At 60.4% G+C, this 16324-nt stretch carries 11 protein-coding genes; 2 read left to right on the forward strand and 9 right to left on the reverse strand.

Translation table 11 applies throughout. The annotated features are described in order from the left end of the window. Window positions 1–305: 305 nt before the first annotated feature. From LR948_RS18525 to LR948_RS18545, 5 genes are read right to left on the reverse strand one after another with little or no spacing between them, the layout of a single operon-like run. The gene (locus LR948_RS18525) at window positions 306–3125 is read right to left on the reverse strand and encodes an Ig-like domain-containing protein (RefSeq protein ID WP_232755621.1); all 2820 of its coding nucleotides are present in this window, start codon (window positions 3123–3125) and stop codon (window positions 306–308) included. Continuing rightward, on the reverse strand, window positions 3122–3802 hold the full coding sequence (locus LR948_RS18530) for a hypothetical protein (protein WP_232755622.1): 681 nt from the start codon (window positions 3800–3802) through the stop codon (window positions 3122–3124). The genes LR948_RS18525 and LR948_RS18530 overlap by 4 nt, the downstream gene beginning before the upstream one ends. After that, window positions 3799–4416: an RNA polymerase-associated LEO1 family protein gene (locus LR948_RS18535; protein ID WP_232755623.1), complete on the reverse strand. Its 618-nt coding sequence runs from the start codon at window positions 4414–4416 to the stop codon at window positions 3799–3801. The genes LR948_RS18530 and LR948_RS18535 overlap by 4 nt, the downstream gene beginning before the upstream one ends. After that, on the reverse strand, window positions 4413–6470 hold the full coding sequence (locus LR948_RS18540; RefSeq protein ID WP_232755624.1) for a WG repeat-containing protein: 2058 nt from the start codon (window positions 6468–6470) through the stop codon (window positions 4413–4415). Before LR948_RS18540 ends, LR948_RS18535 begins: the two co-directional genes overlap by 4 nt. Beyond that, window positions 6470–7774: a VWA domain-containing protein gene (locus tag LR948_RS18545; protein WP_232755627.1), complete on the reverse strand. Its 1305-nt coding sequence runs from the start codon at window positions 7772–7774 to the stop codon at window positions 6470–6472. Before LR948_RS18545 ends, LR948_RS18540 begins: the two co-directional genes overlap by 1 nt. Window positions 7775–7865: 91 nt before the next feature. Between LR948_RS18545 and LR948_RS18550 the strand changes: the two genes are divergently transcribed. Further along, window positions 7866–8822 (forward strand): helix-turn-helix transcriptional regulator, encoded by a 957-nt coding sequence (locus LR948_RS18550; RefSeq protein WP_232755628.1) that lies wholly within the window; start codon window positions 7866–7868, stop codon window positions 8820–8822. A 99-nt stretch (window positions 8823–8921) separates the two neighbouring features. Here the strand turns inward: LR948_RS18550 and LR948_RS18555 are convergent, their stop codons facing one another. The 3 genes from LR948_RS18555 to nadA all read right to left on the reverse strand — a co-directional run bounded on the left by LR948_RS18555 (window position 8922) and on the right by nadA (window position 11998). Beyond that, window positions 8922–9854 (reverse strand): IS5 family transposase, encoded by a 933-nt coding sequence (locus LR948_RS18555; RefSeq protein ID WP_232755629.1) that lies wholly within the window; start codon window positions 9852–9854, stop codon window positions 8922–8924. A 125-nt stretch (window positions 9855–9979) separates the two neighbouring features. Then, window positions 9980–10828: a carboxylating nicotinate-nucleotide diphosphorylase gene (nadC, locus tag LR948_RS18560; protein WP_232755630.1), complete on the reverse strand. Its 849-nt coding sequence runs from the start codon at window positions 10826–10828 to the stop codon at window positions 9980–9982. Between the two features lie 117 nt (window positions 10829–10945). After that, a complete protein-coding gene (gene nadA / locus LR948_RS18565) occupies window positions 10946–11998 on the reverse strand; it encodes a quinolinate synthase NadA (RefSeq protein WP_232755632.1) in 1053 nt (350 codons plus the stop codon). Between the two features lie 1246 nt (window positions 11999–13244). Between nadA and LR948_RS18570 the strand changes: the two genes are divergently transcribed. After that, on the forward strand, window positions 13245–13658 hold the full coding sequence (locus tag LR948_RS18570; protein ID WP_232755634.1) for an antitoxin Xre/MbcA/ParS toxin-binding domain-containing protein: 414 nt from the start codon (window positions 13245–13247) through the stop codon (window positions 13656–13658). 1398 nt (window positions 13659–15056) lie between these two features. On the opposite strand, the gene LR948_RS18575 is transcribed toward LR948_RS18570, so the two are convergent. Beyond that, the gene (locus LR948_RS18575; RefSeq protein ID WP_232755635.1) at window positions 15057–15389 is read right to left on the reverse strand and encodes an H-NS family nucleoid-associated regulatory protein; all 333 of its coding nucleotides are present in this window, start codon (window positions 15387–15389) and stop codon (window positions 15057–15059) included. Window positions 15390–16324 lie beyond the last annotated feature (935 nt).

Here is a 16324-nt window from a genome sequence, read left to right on the forward strand (position 1 = left end):
CGCCAAAAGCCGACCTTCGGTGGCCGTACGCCCGACATCTGCTTTGAGCCTTCTCAGTCAATACCCTGACTTGGTTAACGGAGAATTTTCTGACTTCAGGGTGACAGCTCAATCAATTCAAACGCTTCGATCAGCTATTGACAATCGCTCTGCGTAATGAATTGGCGAACCTTTCGGCGGCCGCGCGGGTGAAGGAGCGGGACAAGTTCCTTCGCATGCTGCGGTTTTTCGACGTGAAACGACATGTCCCACACCACCACGCCATCGTACGACCGGTGCATGCCCTCGATCCTGCGCCTGCAAGCCTAAGGCGAGAGCGCGACAAAATCTTTTTTTAGATTTTTCAGCAGAAGAAGGTAGTGATCCCGTGCAATGAACTGGTTCTCCTTTGGCTGCGTTCTTGGGAACATCAAGGGCAGCAGTTCCTCCTCCGTTTCGGCATTTCCGTCCTCAAAAGACTTGATTTTCCCCGAGCGGCCGTCGGGCGCGATCCGAATGCCTTCGATCCCTGGAAAACGCGTGTCTTCATGCCGGTCCGCTATGGTCTTTTTTGAGATTTGAGGCGGCACGCCGGGCACATGGTTGAGCCCGAATGCGTGTCCCACCTCGTGCGTGATGGCGCCGTTATTTGCGATGCGCTTCACGCCTGTGAGGCGCTTAGTCAGACTCATGCCGATAAAGGGCTGAACGGCCGTCTTGGTGGGATTGTCCATTTGGTCCGCTTTCGGACTATGCGTGACACCAAGGAGCTGGATCCATTCATAAGGCATAAAGATCACAACCAGATCGAACCGATCGTAGTTGTTGTTGGCGATGAGATGGTCCTGGACCGTGTTCAGAAGAAGCGAACGGACGTTCGCGCGTTTGCTGAGTTTTTCGGCCAATGCGGGGGGCGTCGCGAGGTATTCGTTGAAGGCGCGTAGCGTATCCATCGTGTCGTCGGAAAACGTCTCGGCCAGCAGTTCGAACTGGTAGATCTTTTCGATGGCGGAGACGAGCGTCTCGTTGAGATCTGGATCGGGCGGCGGCGCTGGCGCTTCGGAAAATCGCACCGACTGCACCGGAAAAAGTTGCTCGATATATGTCTCCGAGCGGCGCACCGTAAGCGCGGCCTCGTATAGAACATCCTGCGGCACAAGATCGTACCACGGTCCGACGCGTGCCAAGACATAGCCGATTTCGAGGTCCCGCTCGAGCGGATCCCAGTCAAGCGGCTCTACCCCGGAAAAGACCCGGGTAGAGTCCTGGCACTCGCGCACGGGTTCGATCTCAGTGCGCAGCGCGGCAATCTCCTGGAACTCGGGGGTCCAGCCGAAAAGCATCACGCTGTTTTCTCCCTTACGGCGTTCTTCGTCAGTGAATAGATCCGGGCGGCGGAGTTGTACGCCCTCTCGCTCGGGCACCAGCAGAGGGGCCTCTGGATCGAAGGCCGGGCGGGCGCGAATATCTGCCTTGAAATTGGTCACCTGCCAGCCCGGAGCGATCTGCGGATCTGCGCGCCACTTGGGATAGACACGGATCGCGGCCGGTTTGCCGCGGACCAACGGCGCGTTCGTCACCACTTGGATAGTGTCGCTCTCCACACCCTCGCGCCAAGCGAGATGTTGTGCGAGCCCGGCCTGCATGAACTCGTCATCGCTCAAATCGACCATCGTGTCGAATCCCCAGACCTGATCGACGGCCATCTCTTCGCCTCCGGCGCCGCGAATGCCGGTTGCACCTGCGCGAACCGTCACGCGGTAGCGCACTCCGTCCCGCATCGGTTCTTGTGGTGTGACGACCACGGTATCGCGGCCCGACAGGCGCGGGCGGGTCTTGATCGGGGCCATGACGGTGCCACCCGTGCCGTTGGCCAAGCCGAATTCCACCTTGATGGCCGCTGGCGTGACCGACGCCGGGTCGAGCGGACGGTCGAATATGAGGCGGATGCCCGGGTCATCCCATGGCAGGTTTTTTGCGTCGCGCGCGGGCTGGTGCGCGATCAGGCGCAGTTCGTCGGTAGGCGCGCTGCCATCGGTGAGCGCCTGCGCGACCTCCAGCGGGCCTATCGCATAGCCCATGTTGCGCATGTTCGGCGCGGCGAAGCGACCCGAAACCTGAAGCGGCTTTTCGCCCTCGTCGCTGTCGATCAAGACGTGATTGCGCGCGCGGGGGTTCCACGTTCGACGCTCCCGCTCGACCCTTGCGGTGCCGGACAGCTCAAAACGACCGATCACCTTTGTGTCGGTGATCTGCTCGATATGCACCGTGCCGGATAGAGTGCCTGTCGGAACGCGTGTGCGGATGCCGGCCTGGCTGACCCCGTCCATGTCGCAGTTCAAGTCCCTGACTTGTCGGCCGATCGTGGCATCCTGCGGGATCGTCGACAGCTCGAGCGTCTTGAGCGCGCCTTGCCGGACAGCGCGGCACATGCGCTTCGCGAATTCCTGTTCGCGCCTTTGGTTTTCCGTCTTCGGAGGCAGGTAGGGGCGCGGCCGGATCTCACCGGTCCAAGACGAAAAGACTGTGGACGGGTCACCATCGCCGCCACTGCCCACGGCGCGCGCGGGATAGCTCTGACCAGCGCGCAAATCGCCAGGTTCGGCATCCGTCAGCGCAATGACAAGGTGCGCGCCGCTGTTGATCGGCCAGCCGCCGACGCCACCATGCTTGAATCCCAAGGGTCTGCCCAGGCTACCGCCCTGAAACGAAAAGAGGTTCGGGCTGAAGACCTCGAACACCGCACGACGGGTGCCCCCGCTGGCTGCCGGCACGTCGAGGGTTTCTCCCGACATGTCCTCGACAAAGTCGATCGTGCCTTGGTCCAATCCGGGCACGCCCTCGGTCCCCCCAATGCGTTTCGCCGAGAGATGACGCGCGCAGGCCGCACCACCGGCACTCACTCCGCCGGCAATCGAAAGACTGGCCTGACCGGGCATCAAATCGGCATTCGCGCCGCCCGCGAATGCGGACGGATTGAGATTGCCCAGTAGATCGAAAGCCTGTGGCGGGTTTACGGCTTCAAGCATGCCGCCGACCGAGCAGAGCGGCACTGACGGCGCATCCTTTGGGTCGCACGTGTCTTGCGCGCTCAGCGGCAAAGCCACAAGACACAGGATTGCAGCAAGACCGGCAAAGAGGTTCATTGGTTGCCCATGTTCATTATCCCGCCAAGGTCAATCGGTTCCGCCGGCAACTCGAAATCGCCCGCCGGGCCCGCGTCGCTGCCGACCTCGGTCACCGTGAAGCGATCCCCAAAGCTCAGTGCGGCAAGACCGCGGTCGTCGAGTTCGACCAGAAGCGGGTTCGGAGCTTCGCCGCTGATGGCCTCGATCAGCTGCATCTTGAGGGATTGATGCTCCAACAGTCGCGGATCGTCGGTCAGCACCGCAGTATCGGTTCGGACTTCGCCTGCGGCGTCGCGCCATGCGACGTCGTGGACTTCCCCCTCCACGCCAGCGATTTCACGTGTTTCACCGAGGGCATTCAGAGATGCGATCTCGTCAGGAAAGACGACGCCCGCCTCACTCTGTGACGGTGACCGAGAGGCCGAAGCTCCGGGCATGTCCTTCAACTGGCCGAGGTCCATCACCGTGATCTGACCAGCCATCGAGATGATGGAATAAACGCTTTCGTCTCGCAAAAGCATGTAGGCATCCATCCCTTCGATATCAGTCCGCAGCGCATTGCCGGTCCAGCGTTCGGTCATGTTCATCTGGCCCGCATCGCCGGCATCGGCCGTGAAGGTGACACGGCCGTCGGCGAGAAGCGGCGTTGCGGTGATGAGCGCTGTCAGCATGCCGTTGATGAGGGGGCGGATCATGGGTGATCTCCTTTGGCTCTGTCGTGATGTGGAGGGACGCGCCGTGGCAGCGGCGTTTCAATGCCGACATAACCGAAGGCGCGCGGCTGCGCGTTGCCGCAAACAAAGCCCGGAGCAAAGCGGTCGGCTACCGCACGCGCCAATTCGTTGGCGTCGGGCGTTGTAGTGGTGTCGATGACTCCGACCATGCAGCTTTCGGCACCAGTCGCGGTGGCGACTGTACTGATGACCAGTATCTCGCGGTCATAATGGCTGGGTCCAACATCCCAGCGGTGAATGGTGGCGAAGGCTTGCATCTTCTCATTGAGCCTCTGTCGCCGCCATTCGACCGTGTCGTGTACGGTGTTAAACGGCGTGAAGCTTTCCCAAGGACCGAAGCGTTGCGTGGTGGCGTAAGCTATTGAAATCCGCGCATCGCCCTCGGCCAGCATCAGGTAAAAGCCATCCGGGCCGGGACACACCATACGAAGGCTCATCGCCGCCTCATCGGCAGGTAGGTTATCTTCTAGCGTCCGGCAGTCAGTGTCCCAATCGTAGGTCGTATAGACGCTGTCGATCTGTTGGGCGGCTGCCGCACCTGGAATGGCGAGCACCGCAAGAGCCTGGCGGATCATTCGTCACTCTCCACCGGGATTTCGGCAAATCGCACCGTGACGCTGCCCGCGCCGTCGACCTGCTCATGTGCGCTGAGCTCGGCGGTCACGTTGCCAGACAGGCGCCCGTCAGACCGCTCAAGCTGACCTTCCGCTTTGACCGGCATGCCTGCGAAGGTGATCGACACATCGGCGTCCGGCCCTGCCGTGAAGGCTCCATCATGGCCAGCGGGCAAGTCCAACTCCAGCTTGGGGCCATACTCGCCCAGCGACAGCACAAGTCTGTCCTCGCTCTCCACGGCTTTGGCTGGAGTGAAGAAATTGATCAGCGGATCGTCTGGCATGGACTCGTCAAGCGCGGTCACCGCCCCGGTCGTCTCGACCACGGAGACTTCCGGCCCGGTCTCATAAGGGATTTCGTTGAACCGGGCCGAAAGGATAATTTCATCCGAAGGTGCGTCCCGGGACGCAAATGTGATCTCGACCGTGCCGGTGATTGCCGTCTGGTTGCGTTGGGACAGGGTCAGGGTGCCGCTTTGGGAGGTATAGGTTGCCGGGCGCGGCGCGTTCGGCCCGGCATCGCGGCGGCTCATCCACAGGTAGGCCGAGGGAAGGTTTTCCGCGCTGGTGGCACCGATCTCATACGTGCCTGTCTCGATCCCTTCTGACAGGCCCAGGCTGAGCATCGCGGCCACAGGCTTCCCTTGCCATTCCGCATCACCAGCAAGCGACAGCACCCACGGCCCGGCGGCATTCGTGGCCTCGTTGCCGTCCATCGTAAACTCCGAACGGTTGCACGGCGCGTCCGCACGGCGTGGCGCAACGTCGCCGGTCGCTGTGCCTGAAAGCGTCATGCGATAGGCGCCCGGCGCAAGGTCCCCGGCGTCTGTTGCGGCTTTGAGGGCCGCGACCCCCGGCGCGCGACGGCAGACGGCTTGATCGATCACCTTGGCCCCAGTTTTGTCCAGCCAGACAAGTTTGTCGCGGTCCCATGGCAGATACCATAGCATCGCCTCCGGGCCAGATCGCGGATCGCCTGGGCCTTCATACCGGATATCGGGTGTGTTTCCGCAGATATTCGTGCCATGTCCCACGACGAGAGGCAGCAGACCACCTCTATAGGCAGGCAAACGCGTGTCGCTGCAGATTGTCAGGCGAGACCTCTCCTGCGGGTCGACGGCTACTTTTCCTTGCGTATCTATCCAGACGGGGGCCGCGGCCATCCCGGCGAGTCTAACGGCTGCGCGGCCATCCGAGAACGGGGTGGCGATGTCGATCTCACGCATGTCGCCATCGGGATGTTCGATCTCACGTATGGCCCAGTTATCGCGGCCCATGTAGCCGGCATCGTCGTTCAGGCGCACCGGGGCAAGGCCATCCGCATAGCTCCCGGCCTCTTGCAGGATGAACTTGCGGGGAAAGACGAGCTCCCCGGACCTGTCGATATAGCCGCGGTTCTCGGTATTGACAGCAGCCGGCGCGCGGCCGTTCACGAAGTCGCCTCCGTCGATGAAGTTGGGCGCAATTGCCAGCTCGCCAGCTGTGTCGATCCAAGCCACTCGATCCTCTGCAAAGCGCACCCAGGCAAGGCCTTCGGAGAAGCTGCCGATATCCTGCACATCGCGATCCGCAAATGCGGGCGGTGTCCACGTGTTCCCGTCCGCAGTGACATAGTATGGCGTCGCATCCATCGGAGTGGCGGCGCTGCATCCGTCCGACATCGGCTTGAACGGCGAGAGCGCAAAGGTCTCTCCGGCGATGATCACACGGTCGGCGTCCTGCGCGCCCGGATCGACGATAAATGTGCCGTCGCTGTCTATGAGGCCCCATCCTGCATCGGTCTCGACCGCCGCGGCGCCTTCGGAGAATGGCCTTACCTGGCGCCATTGCGGCGCGAGACGCCACTCGCCGTCGCGCCCAACGAAGCCCCATGAGCCGTCCTGCGGAAGCGGGTAGAGCGGCGGTGCGTCGCTCAGCGTGGACGTCCCGCAGACCTGGGTTTCAGCGCCTGTGGCGAGGGCGAACAACGCCGCCCCCGCACATCCCAGAGCGGTGTAGGAGGTCCGGACCGGCATCACTTCACCTCCGTGATCTCGATGCGGTCGAACTCCGCCACGGTCTGCTTCGAGCCGAGCGTACCAGCGAAAAGCGCCGGATCGCCCGTCGTGCGAAGTACCTGAATCGGATCGGTCTCGATGACCTCCGGGCCGCCCTCCTGCATGGACCAGCCGTTCATGCTCAGTCGGCCGACATAATCGCGGCCCCGCTTCGAGATGGTTAGGCGGGCACCCTTTTCCTCGAAATCCCGCAGGATCTGCGCCAGTTCATAGCCTCTGACGTTGCCCGCGATTTCCACCTCCGCGCGTGTTTCCGTGCCCCCAGACATGGCACGAAGTCGCAGCCACAGGTCGTCGTTGGAATTGCCCTGTCGATAAACATAGGCGGAGATCGTGTTGTCAACATCGGCGTAACGCCCGACCTGGACGATGGCCCGGCGCCCGCCCAGGCTCTGAACCTCACCCAGGCGCGCGGTGAAATCAGTGCTCAAGTCCCAATCGCCGTCCGGGAATTCGGCCGCCGTCCAGCGAAAGACGTTGGCCTGATCGGGCGCATCGCCCATATATCCCGGCTCCACGGTCATCGTGATCAGTGTCCCGTCGTCGAGGATGAAGCCGGACGGATCGGGGTTGTTCACAGTCCAGTCCGGGCCAAGCTCGGCGCGCTCGAACTCGTCGAAGAAACGGGGCCCGGTTGGTTCCGGCTCAGGCTCGGTCGTGCTTACCTGCTGGAGCGCGCCGATTAGCGAGTCCGCGTCTGCGGCGGGGATGTACTGCCCACCTGTGGCCTCGGCGAGGCAGGCCAGCTGACCACCCGCATCCTCAACGTCAAAGCCGATCAGATGCGCGGTAAAGCCTGCGTCGGAGGCTTCCAATTCGTCCCCGAGCGCGCAGAGATCGGCACCGCAATTCTCCAGACCGTCGGTGACAACAACAACCGATCCGTCCTGTCCAACTGTTTCGGCAGCGGCGCGCACCGAGGCGCCCACAGGCGTCTTACCGCGCGGCGTGACGCCGTCGAGCGCGGCCTTGACGGCGCTTCGGTCGAGCGGGCCGGGCGTCAGGAGCATCTCTATATCGCCGCAATCGCCCTCGCGCCGGTGGCCGTACGCCATCACGCCCAGTAGCCGGTCCTGGGGCCAGTCTGCCGTCAAACGACCAATGGCATCGCGAGCAATTTCGATCTTGGCAGTCCCGCCGATTTGTCCCCACATGCTGCCGGATCCATCGAGAACAATCATCGTTCCGCCCTCATCCTGCGCTGCAGCGGCGCCTGTCATGGCGAAGAGGCCGATCAGTCCCGTCATCATACGAATTTTCAAAACGTCTCCCTCACGAGTCCTTTTTCGGTAACGGTGACAGCATGAAATCGGACAGGCATGGGGCATTTGCCCTATCTTCCGAAGGTGATAATTGCAGATCATGGAGATTGACTTGCACACCGCGCTAAAGGTCGCTGACATTCAAAAGCGCTTGCTCGAGCTCGAACTGCAGCCAGAAGTTGTCGAGGGCATTCTGCAGGACACGGCAAGTCTGGTTGAGGCGGATGCGGCTATGGCCGCCTGGCTGAACGAGGGCACGCCGTTATTGACCACGTGGAATACCGGCCCGCAGATAGAGGAATACTTCTATCGGACATTTGCCGGAGTGGACCGGGACGGCAACATTCGGTCGACTGACCCCGATCTGGACAATATCAATCTGACAAGACGCCAAATTGGGAGCGGTGTTTATCGTGAAAGCGCGTTTGCCAGCCGCGAGATAATCGAACACGCCGCCTTTCACCGCGAGGCGTTTTATCCTGCGGGAATGAACTACGTTGTCGGCATGACAAAACGCCTCGCCGTCGGCGAGGCGGTGTTTGCCATGGGTTATTGCAGCGACAAAGCGCTGGCGATTACTGGGGAAAAGACGGAAACGGTACTTAACCTGCTGCTGCCAGCCTTCGCGAGTGCTTTTGCGTCCCTTGATCACCAAGCACGCACCCAGGAGCGACTTCAACACGCTATTGCCGAGAGTGACATGGATATTCGCCTCACTGATAACGAACCCGGATCCTCGGAGGTGGGCCGAGCTTTCCTCAATCTGCCTCTGCCAGATCCTGATGCGGGTTATATCAGTATATCGCCGCCCGATGCAGCGATACTGGCAAAACGGTTAGCGAACACGTTCGGCCTGACAAAACGTCAGGAAGTCATGGCGCGCTGCTTGCTGGATGGCCTCTCAACGAAAGAGGCTGCGGCGCGCATGAAGATCAGCGTCAACACCGCCCGGCGCCACTGCGAAGCCGTGCTGGCCCGAACCGGGTCCAGAAGACGTAGTGCGCTGAACAGGCTTGCGCGCTCCATCACCTCAAGTTTGCCGAAGTAGGTCTCTCGGAAATGCCGGGTTTGCCGGCTCTTGAAGTCTCTACTGGGCGTTGTTGCAGAACCCAAGCCTGAGGCATGCCCGCCCCTTACCCCGCTTACGTCAGGCAACGCGAACGACCTCGGCGGTTGTGAGTGCGTTGAATCGGTTCATGAGTGCGACGCGGATGTGGATTTCGGCGGTCTGGCGGTCGGGGTCTCTTGCCATGATGCGCTCTCCGAAGGATTTCAGGCAGCGCATCTTCGCCTCGATGCGGCTTCGGGCGTGGTATCCCGTCCATCGTTTCCAGAAAGCCTTGCCGTAATATCGCGTTGCGCGCAGGGTTTCGTATCGGGCGCGTGCCGACGGGCTGTCATCCTTCCATAGCCGCCCGTTTTTGCGGATCGGAATGATCGGCATGGCCTGACGCGCGAGGATAGCGGTGTGGCAGCGGCGCGTGTCATAGGCGCCGTCGGCAGTCACGGTGCCGATCTGCTCGTCTTCCGGGACCTGCCCAAGGAAGTCCGGGAGCACGGGACTGTCGCCATCACGGCTGGGCGTGAATTCCACGGCTCGGATGTCGGATGTGGCCGGATCCATGGCCAGATGGACCTTGCGCCATTGGCGTCGGCCTTGCACCCCGTGCTTGCGGGACTGCCAATCGCCATCACCGAGAAACTTGATCCCGGTACTGTCCACGAGCAGGTTCAGCGGCCCGTCTGTGCGGCGATAGGGAACCTGCACGACCAGGGTCTTTTGCCTGCGGCACAGGGTCGAAAAGTCCAGCACGGGCCAGTTCAGCCCTGCTAACTTCAGCAGGCTCGCCACCATTCCGGAAGTCTGGAGCAACGGCAGCTTGAACAGGATCTTGATCGACAGGCAGAACTGGATGGCGGCATCGGAAAACACCGCTGGCCGTCCCGGCCGACCGCCACGCGGCGCGCGCCACGTCATGTCCTTGTCGACCCAGATCAGGAGCGACCCCCGCTTGCGCAGCGATGCGTTGTAGCTGGACCAGTTCGTCGTGCGATAGCGGGCGGAAGGCGGTTTACTCATGCAGCCCGTCTAACCGCATGGATTCGCGAAGTGAATCCTCAAGGCGATGGTTCTGCAACAACGCCGACTATGCGCTTCGACGCCCTCCCTCCGGAAGGATTTCTGCCTTCCAACCGCCCCGGCCCTCAGATGTCGAGGCCGAGATCGAGCGTCGGCGCGCTGTGGGTCAGCGCGCCGACGGAGATGTAGTCGACGCCCGTGGCCGCGACCTCCGCAATGCGGTCGAGCCGCATGGAGCCAGAGGCCTCGAGCCGTAGGCGGCCATCGGTCATCGCGACCGCGGCGCGCAGGGTCTCGGTCGACATGTTGTCGAGCAGGACCGCATCGGCGCCGCCGTCCTCCAGCACTTCGCCAAGCTGGTCGAGGCTGTCGACCTCGATCTCGACGCGCACCATGTGCGAGGCCTGCGCCCTGATCGCGCGCAGAAGCGGGGCAATGCCGCCCGCCGCGGCGATGTGATTGTCCTTCACAAGGATCGCGTCCGAGAGTGAAAACCGGTGATTGAAGCCACCTCCGTGCAGAACCGCCTGTTTCTCGACGAGGCGCAGGCCGGGGGTCGTCTTGCGGGTGCAGGTGATCCGGGCGGCGGTGCCCTGGGTCTCGGCGACATAAGCGGCAGTGGTGGTGGCGATCCCGGAAAGCCGGCCGGCGAAATTCAGCGCCACCCGTTCTGCGGCGAAGAGGGCGGCGGCCTCACCCTCGATCTCCATCAGCACCTCGCCCGGGCGGACGCGGGCCCCGTCCAGGCAGTGCGTGGTCACGGAGAGCGCCGGGTCGACAAGCTGGAAGGCCATCCGGGCGATCTGCATGCCCGAGACCACGCCCGCCTCTCTGCTCGTAAGACGCGCCCGAGTCCTCGTTCCGGGCGGGATGACCGTACGGGTGGTCAGGTCGCCCGAGGTCCCGAGATCCTCGAGCAAGGCGGCGCGCACCAGCGGGTCAAGGATCAGGTCGGGAAGAGGCGGGACGGGCATCGGGAGTGTTCCTTCGATCTGCGGTCGGACCGGGCGCGCCTTTTCGATGGGTAGGGCAAGGTGGGGAACCCTGCCCGAACGAAAGTTGCCTCGAACCTCCTGCGGTCCGGCATGTCCTCAGGCCTGCGCTTGCCGGGACAGATTGATCATCCGCTCCACGGCGCGTCGGGCGGGTTTGGCAAGTGTCGCATCGACCTCGACGACACCCTGCATGCTGTGCAGCGACCAGAGCACCTTTTCCAGCGTGATCTTCTTCATGTGCGGGCACATGTTGCAGGGGCCCACGAACTCCACTGCCGGATGCGCGTCGGAGATGTTCGAGGCCATGGAGCACTCGGTTACCAGCAGGGCCTTGCCTGGCTGCTCGCGGCTGACGTAGTCGATGATGCCGCTGGTCGAGCCCGAGAAATCGGCCTCGGCGATCACGTCCGGCGGGCACTCGGGATGCGCGATGATGCGGGTGTCGGGCTGCCACTCCCGAAACTCCTGCAACTCGCGCGCGGTGAACCGCTCGTGCACGATGCAGGCGCCGTCGTGCCAGACCACGGTCTTCCGCGGCACCTGCCGCGCGACGTTCTGGGCCAGGTATTTGTCGGGGGCCATGATCACCGTCTCGGCCTCGAGCGCGGCGACGATATGCGCAGCGTTGGACGAGGTGCAGCAGATGTCGGAAGCTGCCTTCACCTCGGCCGAGGTGTTCACATAGGTCACCACCGGTGCGCCGGGGTAGCGGCGGCGCAGCTCCGCAATGTCCGCGGGCGTGATGCTCTCGGCCAGCGAGCAACCGGCGCCCATGTCCGGGATCAGCACGGTCTTGCCCGGGTTCAGGAGCTTCGAGGTCTCGGCCATAAAATGCACGCCGCATTGCACGATCACATCGGCCTCGATCTCCGCGGCGGCGATGGCCAGCTGCAGGCTGTCGCCGACCACATCGGCGATGCCGTGGTAAATCTGCGGCGTCATGTAGTTGTGCGCGAGGATGACAGCGTTGCGCTCGGCCTTGAGTTCGTTGATCGCCGCGACATAGGGGGCATGCAGGGCCCAGTCAGCCGGCGGTACCACCCGGCGCATACGCGCGTAGATGGGGCCCAGCCGTTCCGCGGTCTCTGGCGAAGGTGCAAGGTCGTAATGATCGCCGAGCGTCTCGGCGATGGCGGCGTGATCCAGCATGTCGGAGGAGACCTTCCCGGAAAATTCGTCAAACGGCTCAGCCTGAACGGCGGGGCTCAGGCGGGCGTGCCTTGATTAGACGCAAGTTGACGTAGGGGCAAGCTATGCGGACTCGTTGCGTCTTTGTTGAAGACCTTTCGTGTCATCGATGGCAACGCTGCAAGCCATGCAAAAGCAAGCGTTTATAGCACTGCGGTCGTGGTTCAAGTCGAAGCCCACGTTAACGCTCAGGGCGGGGCGAAGCGCGGGGGGATGTTCACGCAATGACACTAACGGGCGTTCAGCCGATCCGAAAGCTTCTGGCCGACGACGATTGCGTCCTGCCCAGAGGTGGCGCTCATGATGTGCGGTACAGGCGGCACCCGGACACTTCTTAGAGTAAGCCGGAGGTCAGTGTGCACTTGGGGTGACCCGGCCTGCTTCGCCTAACAGTTGTTTCATACGGTCAGAACATGGAGAGACTCAGAATCCGCCCGTCGCGTGGTTGTGGGGTCGTTGATCACAAATTGCGCGTAGTTGTGGGGTCAAACTTTGATCCTGACCGGCTCTCCCGCGTAGTTGTGGGGTCATCGAGCGGTGAACATACCTTGCAGCGACAGCGATATACTGAATCCGGTCCGCCGCGTGGTTGCGGGGCCATAATCCAGTAAGTCATTGAATTATTGCGTTAATTTCAGGCGCGGCTTGGAGAGCACGGACCCTACTGGTTCTCGTGACCTCGTGGCGAACCGCCTTTGCTCGAAGCCATCGGGCCGATCGTGCTTAAATCTGTCAGATTGATAGCTGCGCGTAGTAGCGGGGTCATTCTCGACAATGACAATGAATACAATATCTTGGAGCATGACGACCCCGCTACTACGCGGCGATAAATGCCGCAGATAGAGCTCACGGCCAGGCGCCCTAGGCCTCCGATGACCCCGCAACTACGCGGGCACACGGCCTCTTTCCCAGGTGAAAGGGTCATAAATTGCTTCCGACGACCCCGCTACAACGCGGCGACAGATGCCGGATGCGCCCGAGCTGTGGCGCAGTTCGAGGCGAAGCGACACGCCTTCCGGAGGATGAAGTTGACGAGCTCTACGGGCGCGAGCCTGCAGGCATTCGTCTCGCGGTCAAACAGCCGTCGAATGCAGAGGTAAGACGAGACGCGGAGCTGCTACATTATTGATGCTTTGGGCTCAACTGTGGTCTACTTTCTATGCTTCGAAGTTTACGCAGTTGCAGTCTTGCCTGAGATGTCGCCACCATGGATCTGCGGCCCGTCCCTCCGACGCCGGCAAAACCCTTGAGCCCCTCGATCACCGACGACGAGGCAGCCGCAATCGCACGCATGACCGTGGACCTTTTCCGAGCTTGGCAGCTCAGTGATGCCGAAGCCCGCACGCTCCTGGGCGACATGACCAAGCGTACCTGGGCGCGCTGGAAAGGCGGGCAGATCGGCCGGATCGACCATGACTTGCGGATGCGAATGGCGCTGCTCATCGGGATCCACAAGGGCCTTCGATATCTGTTCCTCGACCGCGAGCATGGCTACGCTTGGATCCGCAAGCCGAACGCTGCTTTCGAGGGGCTTTCAGCGCTCGATGTCATGGTGCGCGGCGAGATGACAGACTTGATCTCTCTGCGCGACTGGCTGAACGTGCAACGCGCCCCATGGTGAGCGGCCAGAAGTGAATATACCGTGTCGCAACTTAAGATGACCTTTTTCAAGTGATCTCAACCTGCTCGCAGGTCTTCTAAAACTGCCGGAAAGTCACCCTAAAGTGGCGCCAACCTGTCCCAGGTCACCATCACTTGCCCATTTGCGATACTTTTCTTGAGAGCGGCGATACGTAACTTGTGACTTGCGATACCTAATCCAACTTTTTCGTTACGAACACATATAGCAGGAGGCAAAGAGCAAGGCTTCGAGCGAAGAAAATCATGTTCTGAAATCTGAAAATCGCTGCAAGGAAAATGGCGCGCACTTGTTTTTCGAGCCTCTCGGCTGGGTTGGCCTGCAAATACTGGCGCTCTTGGCTGTTACAGAAGTTGTATAAGGGCGCGAAGATCGCTGCAGGTTGAGATACAGGACAACGATATTTCTCGAGATCCTGGCGCGGTGTTCGGGGTGGTTTCACTCCGCGATGACGCCCCCGCGAGTGGCTCAGGAGGCAGTCCCATGAGCCCTTGAAAATAAGGCGAGTGCCGAAACCGTGTAACGAATTTGCAGGGTTTCGTAACACTTTTGGGGAAAACAAGCTTTTCGGTCCTTCTGGCTTTACGTCGCTGAAACGCATTTCTACAAATGTGTTACGAAGTTCTTTTTTTGCGGTACTTTTTTAAGGAGTAATGGGGAGAGACCTCAAAAAATAGCTTTCCAAGACCATCAAGAAAATCCCATGATCTCTTCATGCTGTTTCTCAGAAAACCTCTCTCGCCCCATCGCTTGTAATGACAGGTGTCCTGAAAAAGGATGAAACGATTTCTGGCCGAAGAGCCCAGACGATGCCTGCCCCCCATGACCAAGACTGCACCCGCCGCACCAGCCCCTAGGGCAGACACTGCAACCAGGTGCCTAAGGCCCCAGACAAGCCTGGCAAATGCCTTCTGGGCCTCAACCTCCGGCCGGCTTGTTCAGGTTGGCTTGATATTCAAAGTGACGTCTGGCTACCGAACGCCTTCGGTGCCAAATACGCTTGCAATGTTGACAGAAAAACACGGTACGTAGAACTTTGAACGCACCTGATCTCAGAGCAGAAAGAAACCTCATCCAACGTGTTTCGGTTCGCTGGGTGGAGTCCGGACGGGTACGCAGCAAAGTCGTGGCTAGCCCCTCAGATCTCCAGGTTCCGATCCAGAATTTCTGACACGATTTCGGACAGCCAAGGAGTCTGGCTGAGACCAACAAGGATTGGGATCAGAGGTCCGAAGTCGCTTTGAGGTCTGGATTCTCGCCCAGCTAGGAAAGCCACCCCGACAACTCCGAATTTCAAAAATCTAGGTTTCAGGGGGGGGGCAGAGCCCACAAATCAAAGCGATTGACTCTTAAAACCACCCCCTGCTCAGGCTCTTACTATCAGCTCTTGGTGATCAGAAACTCATCCAAAGATCGACCGGCATCCAGGGCTTCTTTAATCCAGGCTGGTTGCCGCCCTCTGCCTGTCCACGTCTTGGCCGGATTTTCGGGATGGACATACTTTGGGATTCCTGCAGATTTTCCGGCCTTCTTTTTCGTCACATCTCCAGTGAGCTCCGCAAGGGAAAATCCCATCTCTTGCGCCTTTGCTTTGACCGCAGCGAGTGCTTCGAGCCGCTTGCGCTCCTCGAAGTCATCTATCGCCTTCGTCACATCCTTTTGGAGCTTTTTCAGTTCACTAAGCTCCATCGAATTCAAGTCGACACTGGCCATTTGCAATTTTTCCTTTTGCTTGGCTTCCGTAGTGATGCTGGTTTAACACCTATGCGCACCTTGAACCATCACATTTATAGCGCGACCCACCTAAGGGAGAGTTGGTGTCGACCGTGGGCCGATTTTTCCAAAGTTACGCCACGTTGAATAGATCGAAATCCTTCGGCGGACCTGCAGGCGACTCGCGTGAAAGAAGCCCTACACAACAGCATCGGTCACGTCGGACCGAGCACTCTAACCAGCAACTATTTTTGAAGGTGGCTTTATTGGTCCCGTTGATTTATCTTGTGTGCAGCCCGTGACTAGTTGAGACTTGGCTAAGCTCTACAGAACTGCCCTAGCCGGGTCTTTCAACCCAAATGTTAGTACTTCGCAGGCCGCCTGCCGTTTAGGCATCGATGAGGCCGTCCTAGTCGGGTACGAAACCCCCATCTTGAGGTAGGTCGCAATTTAAGGCTCATCTGGTCGCACGTGCCTTGGTCAACCCCTTCAAGCTCACGTTCATAATCGGCGACATTGCCGGAGAAAGTGAAGCCGAGCTTCAGAAGCCCAAGATTTTCCAGGTCAGAGGACGTGCTTCCCATAGTTCAAAACGTCGAGTTGGATGCTGCGACCACAATTTAGCTATGATCTCTACATCATCGCCATCCAGCCTCTAGTAGATCTACTGCACCCCACAGACGCCACGCCGATATCCTTCGCAAATCTCGAGTACTTCCTAATAGTAGAGCAGGGGGGACGCCCAACACTTCCAATCTCTCGATGATCTGTCAAAAACACTCATCGGCCAGTGCTTCGCCGTGTTTCCGAACGCCACGATGGTAAATTCCAGTTTGATCCTCCTTCACCTCCTCTGAAAGTCTAAAAATACCCATTTGTGCGCCATTCGTTCTTCACCCGCTCTAGAAACTGGTCGGGGATGTTAACCGGCATGC

Origin of the sequence: Roseivivax sp. GX 12232, from assembly GCF_021272185.1 — a bacterium.
In the GTDB taxonomy this organism is placed as follows: Bacteria; Pseudomonadota; Alphaproteobacteria; order Rhodobacterales; family Rhodobacteraceae; genus Roseivivax.